25 protein-coding genes are annotated in these 23,260 nt (G+C 48.1%); 19 read left to right on the forward strand and 6 right to left on the reverse strand.

Annotation, left to right across the window (positions count from 1 at the left end):
• Positions 1-246: 246 nt before the first annotated feature.
• Positions 247-1,920, reverse strand: coding sequence for an IS66 family transposase (tnpC, locus tag NX722_RS09565; RefSeq protein ID WP_262567789.1), 1,674 nt, complete (start codon positions 1,918-1,920; stop codon positions 247-249).
• Positions 1,921-1,970: 50 nt separating this feature from the next.
• Entirely contained in the window at positions 1,971-2,105 is a 135-nt protein-coding gene (locus tag NX722_RS09570; protein WP_262567790.1) for a hypothetical protein, read from the reverse strand.
• A 199-nt stretch (positions 2,106-2,304) separates the two neighbouring features.
• Here NX722_RS09570 and NX722_RS09575 point away from each other — a divergent pair, with 199 nt between their 5' ends.
• The 3 genes from NX722_RS09575 to NX722_RS09585 are packed head-to-tail and all read left to right on the forward strand — an operon-like array spanning position 2,305 to position 4,318.
• Positions 2,305-2,925, forward strand: coding sequence for a hypothetical protein (locus NX722_RS09575; RefSeq protein ID WP_262567791.1), 621 nt, complete (start codon positions 2,305-2,307; stop codon positions 2,923-2,925).
• Positions 2,922-3,623: a hypothetical protein gene (locus tag NX722_RS09580; RefSeq protein ID WP_262567792.1), complete on the forward strand. Its 702-nt coding sequence runs from the start codon at positions 2,922-2,924 to the stop codon at positions 3,621-3,623. The genes NX722_RS09575 and NX722_RS09580 overlap by 4 nt, the downstream gene beginning before the upstream one ends.
• A complete protein-coding gene (locus NX722_RS09585) occupies positions 3,623-4,318 on the forward strand; it encodes a hypothetical protein (protein WP_262567793.1) in 696 nt (231 codons plus the stop codon). The genes NX722_RS09580 and NX722_RS09585 overlap by 1 nt, the downstream gene beginning before the upstream one ends.
• Before the next feature lie 100 nt (positions 4,319-4,418).
• Here the strand turns inward: NX722_RS09585 and NX722_RS09590 are convergent, their stop codons facing one another.
• Positions 4,419-4,757, reverse strand: coding sequence for a helix-turn-helix domain-containing protein (locus NX722_RS09590; RefSeq protein ID WP_262567794.1), 339 nt, complete (start codon positions 4,755-4,757; stop codon positions 4,419-4,421).
• A gap of 74 nt (positions 4,758-4,831) precedes the next feature.
• On the opposite strand from NX722_RS09590, the gene traL reads away from it, so the two are divergent.
• The 15 genes from traL to NX722_RS09665 all read left to right on the forward strand — a co-directional run bounded on the left by traL (position 4,832) and on the right by NX722_RS09665 (position 17,548).
• Positions 4,832-5,113: a type IV conjugative transfer system protein TraL gene (gene traL / locus NX722_RS09595; protein ID WP_262567795.1), complete on the forward strand. Its 282-nt coding sequence runs from the start codon at positions 4,832-4,834 to the stop codon at positions 5,111-5,113.
• Entirely contained in the window at positions 5,110-5,664 is a 555-nt protein-coding gene (locus NX722_RS09600; protein ID WP_262567796.1) for a type IV conjugative transfer system protein TraE, read from the forward strand. Before traL ends, NX722_RS09600 begins: the two co-directional genes overlap by 4 nt.
• A 20-nt stretch (positions 5,665-5,684) precedes the next feature.
• A complete protein-coding gene (locus NX722_RS09605) occupies positions 5,685-6,470 on the forward strand; it encodes a type-F conjugative transfer system secretin TraK (protein ID WP_262567797.1) in 786 nt (261 codons plus the stop codon).
• A 22-nt stretch (positions 6,471-6,492) separates the two neighbouring features.
• Positions 6,493-7,668, forward strand: coding sequence for a TraB/VirB10 family protein (locus NX722_RS09610; RefSeq protein ID WP_262567798.1), 1,176 nt, complete (start codon positions 6,493-6,495; stop codon positions 7,666-7,668).
• 110 nt (positions 7,669-7,778) lie between these two features.
• Positions 7,779-8,108, forward strand: a complete 330-nt coding sequence (locus NX722_RS09615; RefSeq protein WP_262567799.1) for a TraV family lipoprotein — start codon at positions 7,779-7,781, stop codon at positions 8,106-8,108.
• Between the two features lie 15 nt (positions 8,109-8,123).
• Complete coding sequence (gene traA / locus NX722_RS09620; RefSeq protein ID WP_262567800.1) at positions 8,124-8,465, forward strand: TraA family conjugative transfer protein; 342 nt, start codon at positions 8,124-8,126, stop codon at positions 8,463-8,465.
• A gap of 2 nt (positions 8,466-8,467) precedes the next feature.
• Complete coding sequence (locus NX722_RS09625; RefSeq protein ID WP_262567801.1) at positions 8,468-9,622, forward strand: TraI domain-containing protein; 1,155 nt, start codon at positions 8,468-8,470, stop codon at positions 9,620-9,622.
• Between the two features lie 112 nt (positions 9,623-9,734).
• Positions 9,735-10,016, forward strand: coding sequence for a type II toxin-antitoxin system TacA family antitoxin (locus NX722_RS09630; RefSeq protein WP_262567802.1), 282 nt, complete (start codon positions 9,735-9,737; stop codon positions 10,014-10,016).
• Positions 10,013-10,507 (forward strand): GNAT family N-acetyltransferase, encoded by a 495-nt coding sequence (locus NX722_RS09635; RefSeq protein ID WP_262567803.1) that lies wholly within the window; start codon positions 10,013-10,015, stop codon positions 10,505-10,507. The genes NX722_RS09630 and NX722_RS09635 overlap by 4 nt, the downstream gene beginning before the upstream one ends.
• A gap of 90 nt (positions 10,508-10,597) precedes the next feature.
• Entirely contained in the window at positions 10,598-12,421 is a 1,824-nt protein-coding gene (traD, locus tag NX722_RS09640) for a conjugative transfer system coupling protein TraD (RefSeq protein ID WP_262567804.1), read from the forward strand.
• Between the two features lie 22 nt (positions 12,422-12,443).
• Positions 12,444-13,064 carry a DUF4400 domain-containing protein gene (locus NX722_RS09645; protein ID WP_262567805.1) on the forward strand — a complete coding sequence of 207 codons (621 nt, stop codon included), beginning with the start codon at positions 12,444-12,446 and terminating at the stop codon, positions 13,062-13,064.
• Positions 13,064-13,927 carry a conjugal transfer protein TraF gene (locus NX722_RS09650; RefSeq protein WP_262567806.1) on the forward strand — a complete coding sequence of 288 codons (864 nt, stop codon included), beginning with the start codon at positions 13,064-13,066 and terminating at the stop codon, positions 13,925-13,927. The genes NX722_RS09645 and NX722_RS09650 overlap by 1 nt, the downstream gene beginning before the upstream one ends.
• Positions 13,928-14,119: 192 nt before the next feature.
• Positions 14,120-15,415, forward strand: coding sequence for a site-specific integrase (locus NX722_RS09655; protein WP_262567807.1), 1,296 nt, complete (start codon positions 14,120-14,122; stop codon positions 15,413-15,415).
• Positions 15,416-15,497: 82 nt separating this feature from the next.
• Positions 15,498-16,532: a Fic family protein gene (locus tag NX722_RS09660; protein WP_262567808.1), complete on the forward strand. Its 1,035-nt coding sequence runs from the start codon at positions 15,498-15,500 to the stop codon at positions 16,530-16,532.
• 56 nt (positions 16,533-16,588) lie between these two features.
• Positions 16,589-17,548, forward strand: coding sequence for a tyrosine-type recombinase/integrase (locus tag NX722_RS09665; RefSeq protein WP_262567809.1), 960 nt, complete (start codon positions 16,589-16,591; stop codon positions 17,546-17,548).
• A 100-nt stretch (positions 17,549-17,648) separates the two neighbouring features.
• On the opposite strand, the gene NX722_RS09670 is transcribed toward NX722_RS09665, so the two are convergent.
• Complete coding sequence (locus tag NX722_RS09670; protein WP_262567810.1) at positions 17,649-19,052, reverse strand: NEL-type E3 ubiquitin ligase domain-containing protein; 1,404 nt, start codon at positions 19,050-19,052, stop codon at positions 17,649-17,651.
• 754 nt (positions 19,053-19,806) lie between these two features.
• On the opposite strand from NX722_RS09670, the gene NX722_RS09675 reads away from it, so the two are divergent.
• Entirely contained in the window at positions 19,807-21,171 is a 1,365-nt protein-coding gene (locus tag NX722_RS09675; RefSeq protein WP_262567811.1) for a Fic family protein, read from the forward strand.
• 368 nt (positions 21,172-21,539) lie between these two features.
• Here NX722_RS09675 and NX722_RS09680 read toward each other — a convergent pair whose 3' ends face one another.
• Entirely contained in the window at positions 21,540-22,235 is a 696-nt protein-coding gene (locus NX722_RS09680; RefSeq protein WP_262567812.1) for a hypothetical protein, read from the reverse strand.
• 296 nt (positions 22,236-22,531) lie between these two features.
• Positions 22,532-23,218, reverse strand: coding sequence for a C2H2-type zinc finger protein (locus NX722_RS28855; protein ID WP_407647977.1), 687 nt, complete (start codon positions 23,216-23,218; stop codon positions 22,532-22,534).
• Positions 23,219-23,260 lie beyond the last annotated feature (42 nt).

A 23,260-nucleotide genomic window follows, 5' to 3' on the forward strand; every position in this document is an offset into this window, starting at 1 on the left:
GGGTGTACTTGGTTTTGAAGCCGTTGGTTGTGCGCTGCTTACGCTTCAGAGAGCCTTTGGACTGATAAGCATGGATAAGGCGGGTAACCTGAGCTCTTGAGTAGCCTGTGGCTACTGTGAGATAGCGCTTAATAAGCCCTTTTTCAGGTCTGCTAAGGGTTCGGTATTTGAAATGGTAACTTTTCTACAAACCGCTTCAAAATCAGCAATTAAGACACCACTTTTCCCTATTGTTGCCTCCAATTGTTATACCTTTGGCGGATCATGATTACGCATTTCACAAAGCCGCTCCTCACTCATTAACCAGGGCAGATAAGGAGTGAGATCATCAGGTGGCTTCCTGCCATTTATGGCACAAGCCTCAAGATAGGCACCCAGCCAGATTTTTGGATTAATATCCCAAAGCTTTAGCGTCATAAAAACGCTGAACAGAAAAGCGGCTATATCAGCACTCCATACGCTGCCAGAGCCGTAGTAATTCTTCCTGCCAACGACACCTGTGCGCAGTGCTTGCTCTGCAGCGTTGTTATCCATGGGGATACCGGGATTAGTGACAAAGCGGGTCAATCCTTCCCAGTGATTCTGCAGACTTTCGAGCACTTTTTTCGCTCTGACTCGCAGTTTAGGACGATTAAGTTCCTGATCCCTCTGGGTTGCCATCTGCTCTACCTGATGTTCAAGCCGTAACTGCTGTGTTGCTAGCTGCTCTGGTTCATCAAGCACTTCAAGTCGCTGACTATTAAGATGATATAAACGACCAATCCTGTTCACCCAGGTGGCGCTCCACTTCTCCAACTCCGGATCACCTCGTTGAGCGTCAATAAAATCCCGCCTGACGTGAGCCCAGCAGAAAGCTAAATCAATAGAAACTACATCATTCGCGAGTTTCTTGTAAGCTGAGTATCGGTCACACACCAATGTACCAGCCCCGTCACCAATGACTGACTCCGGTACGACAGCCGCACGGGTGTCAGCAATGCTGAAATAAACTGCCTGGTCACAGAGAAATACCCACAGCCAATGTTTGTGGGAACCTGTCGTCTCATGTGCCCAGGTGATCCACCGGGTTTCATCAGCATGCCACTGATCGCTACTGGCGACGAATTCCCGAGTAGCTTCGGCAACCGGCTCAAAAAAGGGCGTTATAGCTTCCAGGCCAAAGGAGATGGTCGCCTGCGACAGTTCCAGTCCCTGAGTCTTATAAGACTCAAGTTGCCTGTTTATGGGGATGCCGTATGCGTACTTATTCAGCAACAGCTCCACCCAGACAGAAATACCAAGCTTTCCTCTGTTGATGAGTCTTGGTGGAGGTGGTGGAGTAGTAATATTGGGCGTTTCAGGGCACTGGCAAGTTTTTTGGTAATGCCTTCGGTGATAGCGACGAACGTGAGCCTTAACTTCAACTTCAATTACGTCGCAGCTGTCGTCATTGAAAAAAGACTTGAATGGCCGGTGGCAGACTGTACAACACTGTTTGTCCACTGGTAAGTCTACAGACTCATGAACCACTGGCAGGTTGTTGTGAAGATGGCGACCAGAACCGGGGACTCCGGGCTGGTGACCTCGTTTTCGATTTGAAGGTGGCCGGGTAGTATTGCCACTTTTCTTTGAAGAAGAACTGGTCTTCTCTGATTTACGACCGAAAAGCAAGTGCTTCATGTGTGCCAGTTCTGATTTCAGATCAGCGACCTGGGTGTTCAACCCAGCTATTTCGGCTTTATGCTGAGCAATAAGAGAGGCATTTTTAGCCAGTACTTTTTGCTCTCGGCCACAGGCCGCCTTCCACATGGCATGCCAGAGGTTGGCCTGCTGTTTTAGCTGGATGTGTTCCTGCTTGGTGAGGATGACCTGCGAGGTAGCGAAGGGGGCAGGCAGTAATGCAGGTGTTGTGCTTGATCCTGAAACATGAGCATTTTGCATACTCTAAAAGTAGACGACTTTGAGCAGATGTTTAGTGGTTTGTAGAATAGTTACTTGAAATGTGCCAGAGTAGCTTCAACCCACTGATAACATTCATCTTTTGACTCCCAGCCAGGTTCGATACCAGGAGTACTTTGGAGCAGTTCCTGCACCTGTTGCAGGGTCTTTATGAGCTTTGTGTTCATGATGACTTTCATCCCGTAATAATGGACGAAAGCCCCAATAGCAGTAGGCTCATTTCATATTAGAAATTAGGATCACCTTTAGGCTCATTTCATATTGGAAGAGACTCTATCTTGACAAAAACAGGGTCTCAAACCACAATTGCTTCATACTAGCCGTCCCGCGTCCTAGGACATAGGACATGTCAGCAAAGGGAGCAACATGAAAGGTCAGGATATCGGTTTATTGTTAAAACTTTACTGCCTAAGCCTTGGAGAAAGTCAGTCGGTCATCCCTATTACAACGGGTCAATGGCAGGACTGGAGTGTGGAACAGGAAAATAGTGCAGAGTCTTCTTCTCTTGATACCGCTGATTCTTACGGGGTTCGTACGCTGGCTCAAATGACCGGTATCAGTAAATCTCAGGTTAATCTGGCATTAAATCGCTGCTATAGCGTGGGGCTGGCAAAAAAAGACCGTCGATCAGGTGCTCCCTCGGTGAACCGAAAGTCCCTGTTTGAGTTTATTGTTTATGGTTTAAAATTTGTTTTCCCTGCCTCACCGGGTGCAGTAACACGAGGAATTACTACTTCGCTGGTTGCTCCTGTTTTTGATAATGAACTCATGAGTGCCGGAGAGCTGGTTCCTGTCTGGCCTGATGCCCGTGGGCTCAGCAAAGGTCAGGGGATTGAGCCGCTGTTTAAATCCGCTACCTACGCTATCCGTAAAGACCCTGCTCTTTACGTGTTACTGGCTCTGGTGGATGCTATTCGTATGGGGCAACCCAGAGAGCGAAACCTGGCCATCCACAGGCTGGAAAACTATTTGGGTCTGGCACAATGAGCCAAGCCAATCAACACCAACAGATGCTTATTCGTGTCGCCACCGCACTGGGGGCTGACCTCTTGCAGCAAATGGCTTTTGTGGGAGGTTGCACCACCGGGTTATTGCTTACCGATGCTTTCAGTCTGGAGCAGGTGCGTCATACCGATGACGTAGACCTGATTGTCCATGTAATGGGGCACGCTTCTTTTGCCGACTTACAGGCTGTATTGCAACAAAAAGGGTTCTGTCATAGTACCGTAGAAGGAGATCCTCTCTGCGCTATGAGACTGGGCGAGATGAGAGTGGATTTCATGCCCGACGATGCAAGCATCCTTGGGTTTTCAAACCGTTGGTATCCGGATGCTCTGTCTACGTCAGAACCCTACCCCCTTTCGGATAACATCATTATTCGATTGGTTAAGCCGGTTTATTTTATTGCGACCAAACTGGAAGCTTACCGTGGGCGTGGGCGTGGTGATCCCCTCGCCAGTCGCGATATAGAAGACCTGTTGAACCTGTTTGATGGTCGCCCTGAACTCATCAATGAAATCAGTTCAGCCAGGCGCGAGCTGCGTCAGTATATTTCTGAAGAAATCGGTCGGTTAATGCAACATCCGGATTTTGAATACGCCGTACAAAGTTGTGCTTTGGGCGATAGTGGTCGGGAAGCACTTATTTTCGAGCGACTGGATCTTGTCGCTGAAGGTGATTTCTGATGCATTACCACTGGACCAGTCAACAGGGTAATGAACGACGTATTAATAATGACACTGCTCTCTTCATTGAGCGTGAGGAATATTATTTTGCAATGCTTGTAGATGCAGCTCAAAAAGGGCAACCGAGTAGTGCGTTTACTCAGTTCATACTGAATCACATGGCCGCAGAAATAGTAGAAACCAGTTCACCCTCAATGCCACACAGCCGAACCGTCATTACTCTGCTCAAAGCCCTTCAGAAAAAACTGCGCAAAGAGTACCTGCTTAATATTGCCAGCTATCTTATTCTGCTTGTGCCTAAACGGGTAACAAACCTTAAAGCTCAGGTTATCCATTGCGGCGACTGTCGTCTGGGTGCTCGAAAAAGTGACGGCAGCATTGTCTGGCAAACCAATGTACATACTGCTGCCAATCCTGAAGGTCTCTGGTTTTCAGACGGTGATTGTTCCAGGCCTGAACGACATATCCTGACCCGCAGCCTCAATGCCCGCCGCTTTCACACCCCTGATGTTCTGCAACTCTCTTTCAGTGATACCACTCACTGGCTGCTCTGTACCGATGGCTATTGGGCAGAACACCTGCTGGCAAAGAAGAGCTGGCTTAAACTCGAAGATGATGCAAGTTGTCTTGAGATTTCGAAACAGATACTTACTTCCGAACAGAACAGCGATTGTCAGAATTTACTGACTGTGTGAGAGCTTCAGGTCGACTTCATTATTATCAAGATATTCGAATTCATATGCCACGACACTTAACAATGAATAAGGCAGCTATCCATCCATATTTCACTGCTCCTTAAACATCACTGCTTTTTGCAGACCGCTGTTTCGTAAGAAATCGGTCTGCATCAAGTTCAACGACCTGGCCGCTATCATCCCCAGCATCAACCTTATCTCTGAGCTGAAACAATGCAGACAATTCATCTAATGCAGCAAGCCTTTTTGCATCAATGGTTAATTTGTAGTCTATCAGCGCCTGATACTGAACCCTGACTTCATCATTTTCTGAGACACATTGGATTGCGCCGCTCTCAAATAGTGTCTTCATATAGGAAATCGAAACATTAAGAAGGTCTGCCGCATCACAAATAGTCAACAGTGAATTCGGTTGAAGACGATTGTCATCGAAACTCATATCTGTATTGCCACTCTGTCTAAGTCGTTTATTGACGTTATCGTAGCATCCCTATTATCTCCTGTGAGAGAACCATGGAAATCCCCCGCACCATCAATGACCCCATCCAGTTCCTGTTCTGGTCTCTGGATGAAGTGTACCCCGTCGCCGTCGGCCTGATCTGGGGCATCTGGTTTGACCATCTGCTGTTTGGCATTTTGCTGGGCATTATGGCGATACGCCTGTACCGGCGATTTCGGGATCGGCATCCTGACGGGCATCTGAGCCACCGAATGTACTGGCTGGGGTTCTGTTTCTCCCGATCCAAAACACTGCCCAACCCCTATATCCGAACTTTCTACCCCTGCCGCAAATGACCATCACCGACTACCTGCAACGCTTTAAAGAGTGGCGACAACGACTGTGTATGGATCGGTTGATCCTGCTGGTTCTGGTCGTTACCAATGCCCTGCTGATTGCTCACTGTCTGAGTCGTAAACCAACGGTAGAACTACTGCTGCCGTTTATGGAAACTCAGGCTGGGGTTCATTCCGGTGAGGCTTCTGTCGCTTACCATGAATGGTGGGGACTGTCGCTGGCTGAACTGTTGGGCAATCTAAACCAACAGAACCTGTCGTTTGTAGAATCCCGACTGCAAAGTCTGTTTGCTCCAAACCTCTACCAGCAGGTGCAGGACACACTTAACAGACAGTTTCGTCAGCTCCGGGAAGATAGAGTCAGCATGAGCTTTGAGCCGTTAAGTATTGAATTTATTGAAGAATCAAAAGCTGTAAAAGTCACAGGCAATGCAGTAATGAGCTCTGGTAATCAACGGTTGAAGGGACAAAAAACCTTCACGTTCCGATTCGACATTATCCGCTATCGCCCTGTGCTGGCTGCCATTCAGATTGATTCCAACCTGAAGTAAAACCCCGGGAGAACCTCACCATGAACAGAGCATTGGCTTCTGTCGTCTGTTTTTTTTGCTTTTTATTTGGACCACCATTAATCGCAGCCGGAGTACCCCCGGTAAAATTGCAGGTGTCACCCGGACAACAACAGATGGTCACCCTGAGTCGATTGCACCTGAACCGGATCGTCACCCCTTTTCCTGCACCGCAAGTCCGTACCATTGATCAGGCGGATATTCGTATAGAAGGCAGCGTTATCTATCTTTCATCACGGCAGGAAGAACCGTTTGTGGTCTATATCACGCCTCCGGGCAATGAATCCCACGCGCTGTCGTTATTGGTAACTCTGCTCGACGTGCCACCAAAAGAGATCCAACTCGGCCTATCCAAACATTGGCAACGAACCCTTTTGGGTAATCGGGAAACTGCCCGAAAATGGGAAGAGTCCGCAGACTATGAACAGACCATTACCGATATTTTAAAGACTCTGGTCAAAGGCCAAATTCCGGAAGGCTACGAACTGGGCAAGTTTACCGCCTCCAGTGTTCAAACCTGCCAGCAGGACGGGCTGGTCTTTGACTTTACCCGGGCACAACAAGTACAGGGACATCATTTTAACATTCTGGTAGGCACCGCCAAAAACCACACTGAAAAACCTGTGACCTTCCATGAGCAGAGCTGTCATGGGCATCATGTCAGTGCCGTATCCATGTGGCCAAAAAACAGTTTATACCCGGGGCAGAAACGGGAGCTGTTTATTGTTTCCCAAACCGAAGAGCCGGAATCAGCCCCTGCTGTTCGCCCTTCCTTACTCAGCCACTGACCTTTCTTTTCATAAAAAAACTATGAATACCCTCAACCGCTATTTAACGCCCAGAGTCCGACGTTTAGGGATTGTTCTGGGCAGTACCCTGATCATCATTATCCTGATTTTTGTCACCAGCAAACAGCATCAACCGAGCGACGACAAAACCGATGAGACAAAAGCTCAGAGCGTGGATTTTACCGGCGTTCCTCCAAAAGAGCTGACCCTGAACCGCATCAGTGCTGATCTGGAAAACATTAACCAGCAACAACAAGCACTTCATGAACAACATCAGAAAGAGATGGGGCTGCTACAACAGGAACTTAAACGACTGAATAGTGTTGATCCGGTTCAAGGCAAAACTACTGTTACAGAAATCATTAGTTCACAGGAATCGTTGCCTCCGGATGTTTTGAGCTGGAACCATTACAACCAACCACTGCCCCCGCAATACCCGGAGCCTGAAGAGCAAGAAGCTCCGCCACCGCCTAAACCCATACGTATGCTCGGTGCTACTTTCACGCCTCCAACAGCAACAGACACCAAAGCAGACAACAAACCCAGATTACTACGCCTGCCCGCTGGCAGCATTCTATCCGGTCAGCTGATAACCGGGCTGGACGTACCCACCGGCCAGGGCGCACGACGGGAGCCTTATCCCGTTCTTATCCGAATCAAAGCCTCCGCTATTTTACCCAACCGCTACCGAACCAATGTGCGTGAATGTTTTGTGCTGGCTTCCGGTTATGGCGACCTGAGTTCCGAGCGGGCTTACCTTCGCAGTGAAACTTTATCGTGCATTTTCAGCAACAAAATCAAAGACAAAGAACAGGTTCTTGAACGACCACTGGAAGGGTATTTAGCCGGAGAAGATGGCAAGGCTGGCTTACGGGGCAGACTGGTCAGCAAGCAGGGACAGGTCATGGCGAAAGCGGCGATGGCGGGATTTCTTGGCGGTGTGAGTCAGGCGTTTGATATCAAACCAGTCCCTGTGTTTTCTGTGGTACCCAATAAAAACGGTGAAATTCAGTCTCCTTTCCAGTCCGGCCTGAAAGGCAGTGAAGCCCTCCAAAGCTCCCTGATCAAAGGCAGCAACAAGGCTTTGGAAAAGCTGGCGGACTTTTATCTGAAACTGGCGGATCAGATGGTACCGGTTATTGAAATCAGCGCAGAACGAAAAGTCGATTTGATCCTGACCAGAGGCTTACAGCCATGAGCTTATTGTTTAAACCACAAAGGCACCAAGACACAAAGAAAAAATATTTAAAAGCCTTCGTGTCTTTGTGCCTTTGTGGTTCAACATTTTTCCTTCAGGGCTGCTCCGTTTTGGGAATAGGTGAAGATGAGTACGCCTGCGATAAACCCGGCAAAGGTGTCTGCAAATCCGCCCGGCAGGTCTACAGAGACACTGACCTCTCAACCATAGAACCCATAACACCACCACAACCAACCACCATGACCAGAGCAGAACCGGATCTATCTGTGGTTACACCCGAATCAACCCCAAACCGCCTTCCCGCCCAAATCCTGAGAATCTGGATCACCCCCTGGGTGGATAAACAGGGCAACTGGCACAGCGGTGGCGTAGTAATGACCGATATCTACCCGAGAGAATGGCAGTCTGCCATTCCCGTCTATTCCCCCTCAAATGATTAAAACCGGAGAACCCGCATGAACTCCCTTCCTCTCACTGACCTGCAAACCTTCACTATTAAACAACAGCACTGGATGTTGTCACTGGCGACACTGGTCATCCTTTCCCTGTTACCGCCAGAACTTCAGGCGGCTGACTCTGTGGTACCGACAGGCTCCACTGATTTCGCTGAAATCTATGCCCGGCTGGTAGGGTGGATTAAAGGCGATCTCGGCAGAACCTTATCCATCGCTTTTGTATTGATCGGGCTGGCTTATGGCATGGCTCGCAACTCACTGATTGGCTTTGCTACAGGAGTCGGTGCGGCGGTGGGTTTACAGGTCACACCTACCATTATCAACTCGATTTTCGGGCTTTAGTCATGACCGCCTCACAGGCTTTATCTATTCTCAACCACTGGTTACATCCACATAAGGATGATCCCAAACTTCCCGTCAGTGACGCACAAGAGACAGAGAAACTCATCCAAAGTCCATCAGGCTGTGCCGGATACCAGGTAGGCTCTGGAACCATTCTTCACCAACAGCAAAAACTGGTGGAACAAGTGAATGAGCAGTTGAATCTGCCAGAAGAACTCCAGCCTTTGTTTGACCAGACACTGGATAACCTGACCCACTGGCTGCACCTTTTACCGGCGCACCCACAACATCACTGCGAACCGGCTGGGGCTATTCGCCATGCTTTGGAAACCGCTTTCTGGTCAGTGACCGCAACACAACAAATTCATCAGGATCATGAACTGTATCCCGATCAGCGCAGGGCAAGAAAACCCTTGTGGCGATTAATGGCAGGAGTAGCCGGGCTTTTATATGACAGTGGACGAGTGGTTTCTTGCCTGATGGTTCAACAGGAATCGGGTGAACAATGGCGCTCCTTTGATCAGCCACTGGGGAGCTGGCTGCAACAGCACCGGATCACCAACTACTCTCCACACTGGCAGCAGTGTGAAACCAATGCTGAGAAAGCCTTACCAACTGACTATACTGCCATCAACCTGCTGCTGTTACCACAGCTGACTTCTCAGTCATTTCGTAATGCCCTGCAGCCCGACAGAGACAGCGGTGTATTGTGGCAAACCTTTATCAGCACATTAACCGGACAAAAAACCGGGCATGCCGTGTCACAAGTGGTCAGTGCTGTTGAGCTGGCACGCCTGAAAAGCGTCAAGCTGCATTTTGTGCAGGGAGAAGCCCTGAACCAGATCATGAAACCCGGCAAAACTGAAGATCAGCCCAAGCAGGAAAATGATCAGGAACTGGACTCACTGAAACAAGTCATTTCCAATCTTCAGGCTGACGAAATCAAGTGGGCAAAAGAGAGCCTTCTATTGAAATGGCCTGACTCTGTGGAAAATCAAAATCTGCCTGATCCGGAAATATTACTCAAACAGTGGAACCAGAGAGGGTGGATAAGACCGATTGGCAACCAGATTATTTTCCGCCGAAATGGTAGGCAGGTTATTGCCTTGCAACCCATGATTTCCAGTGAATGTACAAAATGGTTTATGTCCACATAATTAGCCAGGCGCTCCCAAACAGGCTATAAAGTGCCAATTTGGCACAAATTTGAAGAAAACCAGCGAATGAACCATAATTAATGTGCCATTTTGACACATAAAAGGAAGAACCATGGCTACATCACTACCCAGAATCACAGCCAGAATCGACACAGAAACCCGTGAGCTACTCTCTCAAGCAGCAGCCATTATAGGTATGAACAGCATCAATTCCTTCGTTCTATCTGCCGCCATCGAGAAGGCCCGACAAATCATGGATCGTGAGCGTTCTCTGAAGCTGAGTCAGGAAGACGCTATGTTGCTCATCAAAGCGCTGGATGAAGAAAGCAGCCCGAATTCAAGACTGAAACAAGCGGCAAAACGTTATTCCAGAAAAAGAGCAGACAAGGCATGAAAACGGTTGTTTTAGATAAGAAACACCATGACCGAAAAGGATTTAATTGCGGTGTCGAAGCGCTCAATAATTATCTAAAAGTCATGGCCAGCCAACAGGGTGGCAAAGACAACACCAGGACATTTGTGCTTGAAGATCTGGGCAACAACAGCACCATCATTGGGTACTACACCTTAACCATGATCCCTCTTGATTTAAGTGCCCTGCCGATAGAGCTACAAAAAAAACACAGTAGCGCCGGTTCTGCCGGGCTTATCGCACGACTCGCCGTTGACAAACGCTATGCCGGACAGGGTTATGGTGAATGGTTGCTGATTGATGCGCTTCACAAGCTACTTCAGGCCAGTGATGCCGTTGGATTTCCATTAGTGATTGTGGATGCAAAGGAAGGAGTATCCGCTTTTTATCAAAGGTTTGGTTTTGTTCCATTTCAAGACTCTGCTGACAAGTTGTTTATCACCATCAAAGAAATAAGGGGTAGTCTGAGCTGAGTTCATTTTTTGCCTGGTCACAAGTGACTCAACAAATATCCTTTATTCCTTAACTTCAGAAAACAAGCTTTATATCTGCCGAGATTTCCGATGTTCTCTGATAAGCCCTATTTACAAAGCTGGCGTCCGATTTATGAGCTGAGTTCTGCTGTCGTCTGGTTTACCGGCATGAATGCCGCTTATGCCCTGATGTACATCAGCTCCCTTCCCTCCATTGGTTTTATGCTGACATCTTCTTTCTGTGCAGCCATGATGATTACCCGGCTGACACAGGCTTTACCCCGGTGGCAACAACACCGGAGGTTGAAAGGTAAAAAGCTGGCTCTGTTCAAGCTGACACAGAAGCAATGCCAAAATTTGCAGCAAAAGAATCAGACACAAGGCGTCTGGCTAGGCTGGGGCTTTGAATGGAAGCGACTACATGGGCAACGCGCCTGGGACTTATTACGCAGTGATAACCTGCCCGCCAAATCAGAGAAAACTATGGGGGCAGGATGGGTTCATGGCATGGAAGAACACGAAGAGCCTCTATACCAGCCCCTCGAACAAATCCAGATGCACACGATGGTCATCGGCGTTCCCGGTAGCGGTAAAACCCGATTATTTGATTTACTGGTGACGCAGGCCGTATTACGCAATGAGCCCGTTATTATCATTGACCCCAAGGGCGATCATGACCTTGCCAGTCATACCTTGAGAAGCTGCGAACTGTCAGGCAACAAACTCCGGTTTATGAAATTTCACCCGGGCTTTCCTGCCGACTCTATCCGCATCAACCTGTTACAGAATTTTAACCGCTCCAGCGAGTTGGCCAGCCGGATTTCAGGGCTAATGCCTTCAGGGGGTGATAATGCGCCTTTTCAGGCCTTTGCCCAGAAAGCAGTCGATGCGGTGGTTCAGGGGTATTTACTCTGTGGTCAGCGCCCTACTCTGGTACTTATTCGACAGGGGCTGGAAGGCGGTGTTACCGGACTGTTAATACGAGCATTAACCGCTGTTTGCTCTACATACTGTCCGGGGGCGGAGAAAAAAATCACTTCAAAATCACAACAGGGTAAGTCCAATCAGGATACCGTTGCCCACCGCTGGATAGCGTTTTATCGAGAACAGATCATGCCTGACAACCCCTGCACCGACGTGGAAGGCCTGATCTCACTGTTTGAACACGACCGGGCGCACTACGGAAAAATGATCGCCACTCTCTTACCCGCACTAGGCATGTTAACCGGCGGTCCTCTTGCACGACTGTTATCGCCCGACCCAACAGATATAGACGACCTGCGCCCCTGTACCCATACGGCCAACCTGATCGAACAAAATAAGGTAATGTATTTCGGGCTGGATTCGTTAAGCGACCCGATGGTGGGTAAAGCCATTGGACAGCTGTTACTGGCAGACCTTGCCGCCGTAGCCGGTGATCGTTACAACTACTCATCAACAAACGACCAGCCCATTAACTTATTCGTAGATGAAGCTGCTGAAGTGCTCTGCCCTCAACTGTTATCCCTGCTCAACAAAGGTAGAGGTGCAAAATTCCGCTTATACGTCGCCACTCAGACACTGGCGGACTTCGAGGCGCAGCTGGGCTCAGAAGCAGCAGCGGAACAATTTATCGATAACTGTAACCACCTGATCTGCCTGCGTACCCAGAATCCCGAAACCCAGAAATTTATTACCGATAAATTACCTCCGGTTCGTTACCGCTACTTTATCCGCAACCAAGGCATCAGCACCGATGCCAACCGCCCCATGGAATTTACCGGCAACCTGAGTGAACAGCAGCTGGAAGAAACCGGTGATCTGTTCCCACCGCAACTGTTAGGCGAACTGCCCAATCTTGAATATGTGGCACGACTGGGTGGTGGCCGTTTGCTGAAAGGCAGAATTCCGATTATCTGCTCTCCAGAATCCTGAACCTCTGATATCAAAACAATCCATGACAAATTCTCAAAAACAGACCAGCCCCATCGTTGTCTGGTGCTATGGGCTGGGTCTCATTCTGCTCTGGCTGGCTATTCCCGGACAAAACATGAATCAATACCTTCAGAAAGAGCAACAGCAATACGCCAGAAGTCTGGGGGAAGATAACGGTACCTGGATTATCAATACCGGACAGCTTTTCTACTCCAAAATAGTGTTTGAAACGGGTGTTCAGAGCTTTCTGCTGAAACACACCACACCGGATCGCAAGATGGGCGAAGGGCTCGCCACAGCCATTGAGTTTTTTCAGGCCGTTGTCCGAAACTTCCTGACGCTTCTGCAACAACTGTTTTATCGTATTGCCCTGTTAATCGCCTGCTTTCCTTATTGGGGCATCGTTCTGCTGGCGGCGATATTGGATGGATGGCTGATCCGGAAAATACGCTACCATGATTTCCACTACACCAGCCCACTGCGAAACCTCTGGAGTCGCAGACTATGCCGATGGATTCCGGGGCTGTTCTTATATCTGGTGATGATTCCCTGGCCTTTCCCGGTCTGGCTCTTTCCTGTTATGGCGTGGTTGACCACGCTTTCACTGGGTTGGTGGACAGCCAACTGGCAGAAACGTGTCTGATGTTTTTCTTGCTTCTTTTATTGCTGCTTTTTCCAGCACCTGCCAGCACCGACGAGGGATGGTTTGACCGACACTCAGAAGGCTGGTTCTGGTATGAAAAAATCCCGGAACCTGAAACCAATAAAGATGAAGCAAAGCAATTGTCAAAAACAGCTGCTGACCAACCTCTCACCACAAGCTGGATCAGAAACAATATCGGTCACTATCTGGATACAGCCATTGATCATCCAAGCAAAAAAAACGTCAGTGCTTATCTGTATCTGGACCGATTAGTGAAAGAAAAAGCGGAACGATTTGCTCGTATAGGTAAACAAGTCATCGAAAGCGACCCAATGCTCGATGAAAATGCTCGCCGCCCCATATCACCCGCAGCCGCAAAGATTCAGGATGACATAGCCAGTCAAGCTAAAGAGCGGGTGCTGAAAAGCATTGCCAAAATATCAGGACTGGTATTTTACTATCAGGGAAACTGTCGTTTATGCCAGCTTCAGGTTAAAACGTTGCAAGCCTTCTGTAATCAGTATGACTTTTCATTGATCCCTGTTTCCACGGATGGGGTGCTGCTGCCGGAAATGGGCCCCAGTAAGATTGAGCCAAGCCCTCCGGAGACGTTGAACATTGTTCGCTACCCTGCCCTTTTTCTAATGCGCCCGCCAGACGACATCATTCCTCTCAGACAAGGCATCCTTTCACTCATGGAGCTGGCAGAGCAAGTACTTCAGGCAGCGGAGCAACACCACTGGATTACACCAGAGCAGTTTAATAAAACCCGCATTACTTCTGATACCTGGCACCAGAAAATGCCGAATCAGATAATTCCTCTGCTTAATAAGGCTTCTCAAGCGCCTTCTATAACCGATTGATGTGTGTACCTTTTTTCATTGAGGAGACAGCCCTATGATTCACTGGGTCAAACTTAAAAAATACTGTGAATTGTCAGGGGAAACCCGACATACGGTAAATGCCAAATTAGCCGGCCACATATGGCGAGAGGGTTATCATAGCAAGATTCTGGAGGACGGCTGTCGTTGGGTTAACTTATCAAGGGTGCAGGAATGGGCAGAGCAAAGTCAAAGAAAGCACTAAAAATTCCAAGAGGCGTTCAGCTGCGTGGCGAGACCATTCGTATCAATTTCAGTCGATTTGGGCAACGCTATTTCATTTCTCTGCCCGAGCTACAACCCACACAAACAGATCTTGACTGGGCGGCAGGTATTCTGGCCAAGGTGAAACGTGATATCCGCAGTGGCTCCTTCAAGTGGAACGACCACTTCCCAAAACACAAACTGGCAAAGTCAGAGCTTCGAAGCTCAGAAAATCTGACCATTTCAGAGTTACTGACTATTTACCTGAAAGAGTACGCCAGCCACCGCAAAGCGGATATGACGCTGGATAATTATCGCTACTATGCCAATCGCTTTATCAAGCCCGAGTTTGGCCATCTCACCATTCCCGAGTTTCGGGTTGGCCATATTACCCAGTGGGTCACCCGGATGGGCAACAAGCATATCAGCAATACGACGCTGAAAAGCTATCTGTCGCCGCTTCGTTCTGCCTTTCGCTATGCCAAGTCCCAGAATCTGGTGGAATATAATCCATTTATTGACTTTGAATGGCCGGAAGAGTCACGCCAGACCCTGCAGAAAAAACGAGCCCGTAAAAAACAGAAAAAACTCGATGTTTTTACTCTGGAAGAGATTTCCGGATTATTAGCCGCTGGTCAACGACCTCAGGAAACCCATATCATCCAGTTCGGTTTCTGGTCCGGGCTCCGGCCAGAAGAGCTGTTTGCCCTGCACTGGGAAGACATTGATTTCAATCGGGGAATTGCCTGTATATCTAGGGCAAAAGTCTTTCGACGGGGCTACACAATGATTGAAGAAACACCCGAAGAAAGAGAAGTGTTAAAAGAAATCAAAACCGGAGAACTGGGCGAGCGAGACTTGATACTGCTCCCGTCTGCCCTCTCTGCCCTGCAACGACAACAGCCTTATACTCATACCCATAGCCCTTTTGTATTCCATGCTGATTACAACAATAAACCCTGGCGCAATACTAACCAGTTCCGCAATCGCTTTCAGAAACTCTGTGTATTAGCAGGGGTTCGATACCGCCGTCCCTACATGATGCGACACACCTACGCCAGCATGTTGCTGAAAGAAGGAGAAAACGAAAACTTTGTAGCCCGCCAGCTGGGTCATGTGGACACGCAGATGTTGCGGAAAGTATACGGTGAATTTATTCCTGACAGTGGTACAGACAATGGTTATCAGTTGCGTGGCGACTGGCAGGCGATTGAAGAGCTTCATGCTCCGACTTTGCCAGCTCCGAGTTCATGGAATCCCGGGTAAGCAATGACTCTGTTTCCTGTTTGTCTGCCTTCTGATATGTAATAATTTGCCATTAATGACTCAAAGGTCTCAAACCGTCTGCATGGCAAAATATCAACCCCCTTATACAATTACCACGTCTATTCTTGACTCTATTGCCAATATTAGTGAGTTGCTGGGGCGGTACAGTGCTGGTCAATATTCTTCATCAACGCCACATCTTCGCCGTGGTAACCGGATTCGAACCATTCAGGCATCCCTGGCTATTGAGCATAATACGCTGAGCGTTGAACAGGTGACGGCTATTCTGGAAGGAAAAAGAGTACTTGGACAACCAAAAGAAGTTCTTGAAGTTCAGAATGCTTTTGCTGCCTACGACTTACTTTCAGACCTTGATCCAGGCAACGTGGATGATTTGTTACAAGTTCACGCAATACTTATGAAAGGGTTGACCAGTCAGTTTGGAAGCTGGCGGGAGTCAGGTGTTGGGATATACAGAGATGAACAATTGATTCACATGCCTCCTCCCGCATCACAGGTAGCCAGACTGATGTCTGATCTTCTGGCATGGGTTTCTGACACTGATGTACACCCCCTAATCGCCAGCTGCATTTTTCATTACGAGTTCGAATTCATACACCCTTTTACTGACGGTAATGGTCGTATGGGGCGCTTTTGGCAAACCCTGATGTTATCGAAGTGGCGGGAACCGATGGCCTACCTCCCTGTAGAAACCATCATTCGCGATCAACAGGATGCCTATTATCAGGCCCTTCGGGAATCGGATAATGCCAGTGACTCAACGCCATTTATTGCATTTGTTCTTAAAGCTATTGAACAGGCACTCAACGAAGCTCTGGAAAGTGAGTTGAAGCATCCCAGCGACCAAGTAGACAGTCAAGTAAGCGACCAAGTAAAAAGTCTTCTCAAACTCTTCCGTGCTGACCCTTCAAAACCTTTAAGGGTTGCGGATATGATGCAAAAACTGGCATTAAAACATCGTCCAACATTCCGCAAAAACTACCTTAAACCGGCTTTGGATCAGAGTTTGATAACGATGACCAACCCTGACAGCCCAAACAGTCCAAGACAAAGTTACCTGATCAGTACACAAGGTTTATCCCTGGCGAGAAAGTGAGATAATCTGAGCCCTAACGCATTCGATGGTCATGCGGATGCCACCGCAAAGCGGATATGACGCTGGATAATTATCGCTACTATGCCAATCGCTTTATCAAGCCCGAGTTTGGCCATCTCACCATTCCCGAGTTTCGGGTTGGCCATATTACCCAGTGGGTCACCCGGATGGGCAACAAGCATATCAGCAATACGACGCTGAAAAGCTATCTGTCGCCGCTTCGTTCTGCCTTTCGCTATGCCAAGTCCCAGAACCTGGTGGAATATAATCCATTTATTGACTTTGAATGGCCGGAAGAGTCACGCCAGACCCTGCAGAAAAAACGAGCTCGTAAAAAACAGAAAAAACTCGATGTTTTTACTCTGGAAGAGATTTCCGGATTATTAGCCGCTGGTCAACGACCTCAGGAAACCCATATCATCCAGTTCGGTTTCTGGTCCGGGCTCCGGCCAGAAGAGCTGTTTGCCCTGCACTGGGAAGACATTGATTTCAACCGGGGAATTGCCTGTATATCGAGGGCAAAAGTCTTTCGACGGGGCTACACAATGATTGAAGAAACACCCGAAGAAAGAGAAGTGTTAAAAGAAATCAAAACCGGAGAACTGGGCGAGCGAGATCTGATACTGCTCCCGTCTGCCCTCTCAGCCTTAAAACGACAACAGCCTTATACTCATACCTATAGCCCTTTTGTATTTCATGCTGATTACAACAATAAACCCTGGCGCAATACTAACCAGTTCCGCAATCGCTTTCAGAAACTCTGTTTATTAGCAGGGGTTCGATACCGCCGTCCCTATATGATGCGACATACCTACGCCAGCATGTTGCTGAAAGAAGGAGAAAACGAAAACTTTGTAGCCCGCCAGCTGGGTCATGTGGACACGCAGATGTTGCGAAAAGTGTACGGTGAATTTATTCCTGACAGGGGTACAGACAATGGTTATCAGTTGCGTGGCGACTGGCAGGCGATTGAAGAGCTTCATGCTCCGGCTTTGCCAGCTCCGAATCCGGGATGAGCAACTTCTCCGTTTCTTTAGATTGTCTGATGAGCCAATTAAAGAAGAACAGGTCAAGGCTCTCAACCGGCTGCTGTGGCAGGTCATCCCGCTACACAGATCACGATACGTGTTTTTTTGGCAAGGAGGGGGAGGGTTTCTCTATGAGCCTTTTAACGCTTGACCAGTCCAAAGGAGTATTGTTTAACGGATTGTTACCATTTTCCAGGTAAGCCTTAACAAGGCTGTCGTAATCCAGATGGCAATCGCTCAGTATAACCATTTTACTGGTTTTTTCTGCACGGAAAAGACAGTCATCAATATGGGATACGGGTATTGATTTCAGTTGATCAAAAGACGGCACTGTCCGCAGGCGCTGAAATTTTTGCCAGGGTGTCCATTGTTTGAGGTAGGCTTTTAGTTTAGCCCCGGAGCAATCGGTCTTCACACGCTTAACAGCCTTTTTTACATCCTCACCTGACACATGGGCGCAGCTTCTGAAGATCATATACTGAGTGGAACCGGGCAGGTCGAGTTTCTGGCGTACACCAATCTGAAAAGCCAGCTCTACTTCAACTTCATCCACCCAGCTCAGGTTTTCCATATGCTCACGAGCAATCTTTTTCACCTCATCCAGACGCATCATTTGAAGACCTAATTCCCTTAATTCACTATCATCACCTTTTTCAACGGCCAGCTTTTCCGCAGAAGCGAGTAATTGCAACGTTTCCAGATCATCCAGAGCCAGGATTATCCTATCATCACAGCTAGTGAGAGCATGGTTTATGTGTCGTAGAGCATCCTCCCGAATCTTGCCACCCCCTGCAAGAAGCGACATAACTGCCATCACCCGCTGGGCCAGTACAGGACGGCATGCCTGATTCTGGTAGTCCGCAGTGTTGGTCAGCCGCCCCAGGTAGCGAACAAGGTCAGTAGTCTGGTGATGCTGAAGGTTAAGTTCTGGTATTTCCAAGTCGGATGAAGCCAATTTCCGCCAGAAGTCAAAGCCTTGTTCCAGATTCGAAAACCGCTGTTCAGGCAGCCCTGCTCTTCTGGAAAAATAAAACCGCATACCGGGCGCGCGCTCGGTGCGCAGACGCGCAATCAATCCATCAGACAGCCCGGTATTCTCAAGATTGACATGGCGGGTACCCAGACGAGTTTCTCCCATCGTAGTAATCCAGTTAGGCAGGGCCCCCAGGCCGGTGCAATCGGAAAGATCAAGATCGCCCCCCAAGGAGAGCTTTCCGGACAGGGCCTCCAGGCTAGTGCAACCGGAAAGATCAAGATCGCCCCCCACGGAGAGGTTTCCGGACAGAGCCTCCAGGCCAGTGCAATCGGTAAGATAAAGATTGCCCCCCACGGAGAGGTTTTCGGGCAGGGCCGTCAGGTCGGTGTAACCGGTAAGATCAAGAGTGCCTTCGACTTGGTAAAGAACATCATTAGAAAATTTATTTTGAAGTATCAGTGCTTTCAGTTCTTCCGAGGAAATCTTCACTGTCGGAATGGCAGAACGGTCTGGCAATGATTTGCATTCTGATAAGCAAGAAGCTGTTTGAGGCTCCGGGTTTGCTCTAGAAAATTTACGGAGTATCAGTGCTCTCATTCCTGATAAGCAAGAAGCTGTTTGAGGCTCCGGGATAGGCCTTTGACCCTCATTGTTATCAGGATTTGATGGTGTTTCTGCTATGGGAGGCGTGCCTGAAAAATCTGATGTTATGATCATTATTTCATTACTCCATCATTTTAATACGATTAAAGTTCTTAATAATGATTGACAGCATTTTAATGGACAGGTTCCCTCCCCCCTGGATGTCGTTTATCGCTAAATAGAATAATGAAAAGTAAGCTATTGCTAAAAAGGTGTGCAGCATCGTGGATGAACGGTTAAGCATACTCAAGCTCCAAGACCTTAAGTCCCGCTTAAGTTTGAGGCAGTGAGCCATCAGGCTGAACTTTTGGTCGCGTTAAGGGCATTGGTTTGCACCTCGGGGCAGTGGAATGCGTTCTGGGCGAAGATGAATCGCTGTGGCTTCCCTATCGTGCATAATCTTCCGGTACATTAATCAGGCAGCACACCCTATTGAACAAGGGGTGTATTGAGAAACTTCCGGGTGGTGGGCGCAGCACTCGCTATCAGGTTGTTAGAGTGTGAAAGGACGTTATTAGTTTGATATTAAAAGCGATGCGTAACGCCATGCCTGTAAAATCAAGAACTAACGGGCAATGTCGCGATCATGGCGCAATTACATAAAATGCGCCATAATTGTGCCACTCCTATGAATACTCTCTCTGATTTATACCAGTCAATCACTCTGGCCCAAAAGCCTGTCTCTATCTCTGAGCTATTGGCTGCTCATCCAAATCTCACCCGCCGCACGACGCAGCGCTGGCTGAATAATTTGCTGGCCGAAGAAAAAATTGTTGCCATTGGAGAAGGGCGCGGCAGGCGATATCAGGCGCGGAGTACACCCAATACACAACAGGATGCCAGCCAGTTAGAGGTTTTTCCTGCATTCATACCACTATCCGCAGACAGTAAGGATATTCTGGCTTATATTGAGCAACCCGTTGAGTCCAGACACCCTATTGGCTATCAGCGAGAGTTTCTGGACGCCTATCAGCCCAACAAAACTTACTATTTGTCGGCACCTATTCGACAGCAACTCCGGCGTATGGGCGACACCAAACAGACTTCGCAACCTGCTGGCACTTATGGACGGGCTATCCTGAATCGCTTCCTCATTGACTTATCCTGGGCATCCAGCCATCTGGAAGGCAATACCTATAGCCGCCCGGATACAGTTCGACTAATTGAAGAAGGTTATGCAGCCGAGGGGAAAGCCGCCATTGAAACCCAGATGATACTCAACCATAAGTCAGCCATAGAGTTCTTGGTTGATAATGCAGAAACCGCTTCATACAACCGCTTCACCCTGCTAAACCTCCATAGCTTATTGTCTGAAAATCTGTTGCCAAACCCTGCCGATGAAGGTCGGATTCGTTTGCATCAGGTAGAGATCGGAAAAAGTGTTTTCAGACCTCTGGCGGGAGAAGTCATTATCAGCGAGTTGCTGGATATTCTGCTACAAAAAGCCAGTCAGATTGAAGATCCCTTTGAGCAGTCATTCTTTATGATGGTTCACCTCCCTTATTTGCAGCCTTTTGCCGATGTGAACAAACGTACTTCAAGGTTGGCAGCGAATCTGCCATTAATCAGGGCTAATCTATGCCCGCTTACCTTTCTCGACGTACCTGAACAAGCCTATAGTCGTGCAACACTGGGCGTTTATGAAATGACTCGCATTGAGCTGCTCAGAGACCTTTATCTATGGGCTTATGAGCGCTCTACTCAGGAATATCTGGTCATAAAACAGCAGCTGGCAGAGCCAGACCCGCTACGCTTGCAACACCGGAACCTGATCAAAAAAGTAGTCAACAAGATTGTTCTGCAGCCAGATGCCGACCCATTAGAACTGGTTGATAGGCTGTTGCCAGAAGATATGCAGGATTCCGACCGCTCGGATTTATCATCACTGATTATCGAGGAATTGCGACGTTTGCATGAAGGGGTTCTGGCCCGTTATGGATTAAGGCCATCACAGTTTAAACACTGGCAGGACATTCAAAATGAGAGCAGATAAAAAGTGAAACGTGCCAAGACTGTGCCAGACCACTAAAACCACCTATCCAGCCCTACTGCCGCAAGGCGCTTCATACCCTCTCCTAATGGTCTTAGCCCGTCACTTCTTCCCCCAGAATGGCGGGTTTCTTTTTGCCTGAAAGAAACGGATGGCAAGGGCTCACGGGGCTTCCCCCTCTCTCAATATTGGTTGTCGATCCCGTCAGGAAGCGTCTATTTCCGTCTGGATTTAGGTCAGATTTAGGTCACGGCATATGCACGTGCATATTGTCCTCTGACGGTTGACATCCCTTGTCGGTGTTGACGTACACAAACTGTGTACCCTACTATTTTGCATTGAAATATGCAGCCTATGCACACCCTGCATAATTACCGCTTCTTGCCACGCAAGACCCTGCTAACCGTGGACTGGTTGATACCCAGCATGGCTGCAATCTCTTTTTGATTTAGGTCATCGGTGTGTAATTGGCGGATTTTTTCATCTCTGAGCCGGGTATTATTCTCAATCGGGCTGGCAGGCCGATCGGATTCAACGACATCAATATAAGGAAGTGGCCTGAGTTTAAAAGGCTCCGGATTTTCATAGACCATTTTGTCAAAAGCGACCTGAACCTTATTACTGCTATTACCTCCCTCTTCCGATGTCCACTGAAAAAACAGCTTTAACAGCAATGTTTCTGCTGCAATTTCCTCATGAGAGCCCTGATCTGCGACTCTCTGCTCAAAATATTTCTGTAAATCAGAAGCATCCATGACAAAAGGATACTGACTGCCAAGATGCGCTCTCAGAAAATTTTCTGCCCGTGACAGCAATTTCAAGCAGTCATTAATGCACAACGCCCGTCGCCCACCCTTCTTTAACACCGACCTCAGTGCTTGAACCTGTGGACTGTCCTGCCCAACTTTGGTTTCCATCTCTTTAATCACTTTCACTTGCTGCATAAAGCGTTCGGTATCCAGCTTCCACTGCTTTGCGGCTTCCTGATTTGGCAGATACTTCACCTTTTGCCGCTGGCGCCCATCAATCCACACCGCTGCACGGATTTTGACTTTTTCTGCACACATAGCTCACCTCATAGTTATTTCAGATCAAGATGGTACCTGTATGAATCTATTTCACTCCAATCGCGCATGCTGTACATGCATACAGCACTGTTATTTTACAATCTCACAGAGCAAATATGACAGATGCCAGTTGGAGGAGCGTTAAATTTTGAGCAAATAAGGGAAGCAGCACTGTAGAATATACCAGTGCTTCGTCATTCCCGCGAAAGAGGCTGTCGCAAAAGGTGAAAAAATGCGAAATAAACTCTGAACCGTCATTCTCGCCTTCGACGGGGTGTTTTTATCTTCTACTTCCCTTATTGCGATGAAGGATTATGGGGATCAGACTCTGCCCGGGGCTGAATAGTTGTAATAACTTTTCCATCATGCTGTGTGACTATGATTGTCTCTGCTAACGGAGTTGAATTAGTAACCACTCTAACCGGTGTTTTTTCTTCTTCAGTTGATGAGCTGATATAGCTTACGCTGATTGTTGTGGGGGAGCTTGGGCCAGAGTTAAAAGAGTGTGTTGTTGTGACTACTCCGGCGGACGCCTGAGTGAATACGGTTGTATCAGGCGTATTCGGGGCTGGGTGACGCTTTTCTATGTGCTCATTGAGTCTATCTCGTCGTGCATAACCAGCTCTACAGATTGGGCAAAGAAACTTTTGCCCTGTATGGGTTTGCATGTGTCTGGCTAAATCACTCTTTCCGGTAAAACTTTTTGCACAGACCTCACAGATATATGGCTTTTCGCCTGTATGAGTTCGCATGTGTCTGGTTAAATTAGACGAATGGCTAAAATTTTTTGCACAGACCTCACAGCTATATGGCTTTTCACCTGTATGGGTTCGCTTGTGTATGGTTAAATTAGACGCATTGGCAAAATCTTGTCCACAGAAATCACAGCTATATGGCTTATCGCCTGTATGAGTTAGCATGTGTCTGGTGAGTTTGTACTGGGTCGTACAGTTCCTGCCACATTTTGAACATCTAAATGGCATACCAGAACCTCTTTTACTGCCATTAATTTTCCGGTTTCAAAT

Source organism: Endozoicomonas gorgoniicola (genome assembly GCF_025562715.2).
Classification (GTDB): Bacteria; Pseudomonadota; Gammaproteobacteria; order Pseudomonadales; family Endozoicomonadaceae; genus Endozoicomonas_A; species Endozoicomonas_A gorgoniicola.

Excerpts from the sequence above, each read along its gene's own strand:
- tnpC (WP_262567789.1), bottom strand. The coding sequence starts at position 1,920 with ATGCAAAATGCTCATGTTTCAGGATCAAGCACAACACCTGCATTACTG.
- NX722_RS09570 (WP_262567790.1), bottom strand. The coding sequence starts at position 2,105 with ATGAACACAAAGCTCATAAAGACCCTGCAACAGGTGCAGGAACTGCTC.
- NX722_RS09575 (WP_262567791.1), top strand. The coding sequence starts at position 2,305 with ATGAAAGGTCAGGATATCGGTTTATTGTTAAAACTTTACTGCCTAAGC.
- NX722_RS09580 (WP_262567792.1), top strand. The coding sequence starts at position 2,922 with ATGAGCCAAGCCAATCAACACCAACAGATGCTTATTCGTGTCGCCACC.
- NX722_RS09585 (WP_262567793.1), top strand. The coding sequence starts at position 3,623 with ATGCATTACCACTGGACCAGTCAACAGGGTAATGAACGACGTATTAAT.
- NX722_RS09590 (WP_262567794.1), bottom strand. The coding sequence starts at position 4,757 with ATGAGTTTCGATGACAATCGTCTTCAACCGAATTCACTGTTGACTATT.
- traL (WP_262567795.1), top strand. The coding sequence starts at position 4,832 with ATGGAAATCCCCCGCACCATCAATGACCCCATCCAGTTCCTGTTCTGG.
- NX722_RS09600 (WP_262567796.1), top strand. The coding sequence starts at position 5,110 with ATGACCATCACCGACTACCTGCAACGCTTTAAAGAGTGGCGACAACGA.
- NX722_RS09605 (WP_262567797.1), top strand. The coding sequence starts at position 5,685 with ATGAACAGAGCATTGGCTTCTGTCGTCTGTTTTTTTTGCTTTTTATTT.
- NX722_RS09610 (WP_262567798.1), top strand. The coding sequence starts at position 6,493 with ATGAATACCCTCAACCGCTATTTAACGCCCAGAGTCCGACGTTTAGGG.
- traA (WP_262567800.1), top strand. The coding sequence starts at position 8,124 with ATGAACTCCCTTCCTCTCACTGACCTGCAAACCTTCACTATTAAACAA.
- NX722_RS09625 (WP_262567801.1), top strand. The coding sequence starts at position 8,468 with ATGACCGCCTCACAGGCTTTATCTATTCTCAACCACTGGTTACATCCA.
- NX722_RS09630 (WP_262567802.1), top strand. The coding sequence starts at position 9,735 with ATGGCTACATCACTACCCAGAATCACAGCCAGAATCGACACAGAAACC.
- NX722_RS09635 (WP_262567803.1), top strand. The coding sequence starts at position 10,013 with ATGAAAACGGTTGTTTTAGATAAGAAACACCATGACCGAAAAGGATTT.
- traD (WP_262567804.1), top strand. The coding sequence starts at position 10,598 with ATGTTCTCTGATAAGCCCTATTTACAAAGCTGGCGTCCGATTTATGAG.
- NX722_RS09645 (WP_262567805.1), top strand. The coding sequence starts at position 12,444 with ATGACAAATTCTCAAAAACAGACCAGCCCCATCGTTGTCTGGTGCTAT.
- NX722_RS09650 (WP_262567806.1), top strand. The coding sequence starts at position 13,064 with ATGTTTTTCTTGCTTCTTTTATTGCTGCTTTTTCCAGCACCTGCCAGC.
- NX722_RS09655 (WP_262567807.1), top strand. The coding sequence starts at position 14,120 with ATGGGCAGAGCAAAGTCAAAGAAAGCACTAAAAATTCCAAGAGGCGTT.
- NX722_RS09660 (WP_262567808.1), top strand. The coding sequence starts at position 15,498 with ATGGCAAAATATCAACCCCCTTATACAATTACCACGTCTATTCTTGAC.
- NX722_RS09665 (WP_262567809.1), top strand. The coding sequence starts at position 16,589 with ATGACGCTGGATAATTATCGCTACTATGCCAATCGCTTTATCAAGCCC.
- NX722_RS09675 (WP_262567811.1), top strand. The coding sequence starts at position 19,807 with ATGAATACTCTCTCTGATTTATACCAGTCAATCACTCTGGCCCAAAAG.
- NX722_RS09680 (WP_262567812.1), bottom strand. The coding sequence starts at position 22,235 with ATGTGTGCAGAAAAAGTCAAAATCCGTGCAGCGGTGTGGATTGATGGG.
- NX722_RS28855 (WP_407647977.1), bottom strand. The coding sequence starts at position 23,218 with ATGCCATTTAGATGTTCAAAATGTGGCAGGAACTGTACGACCCAGTAC.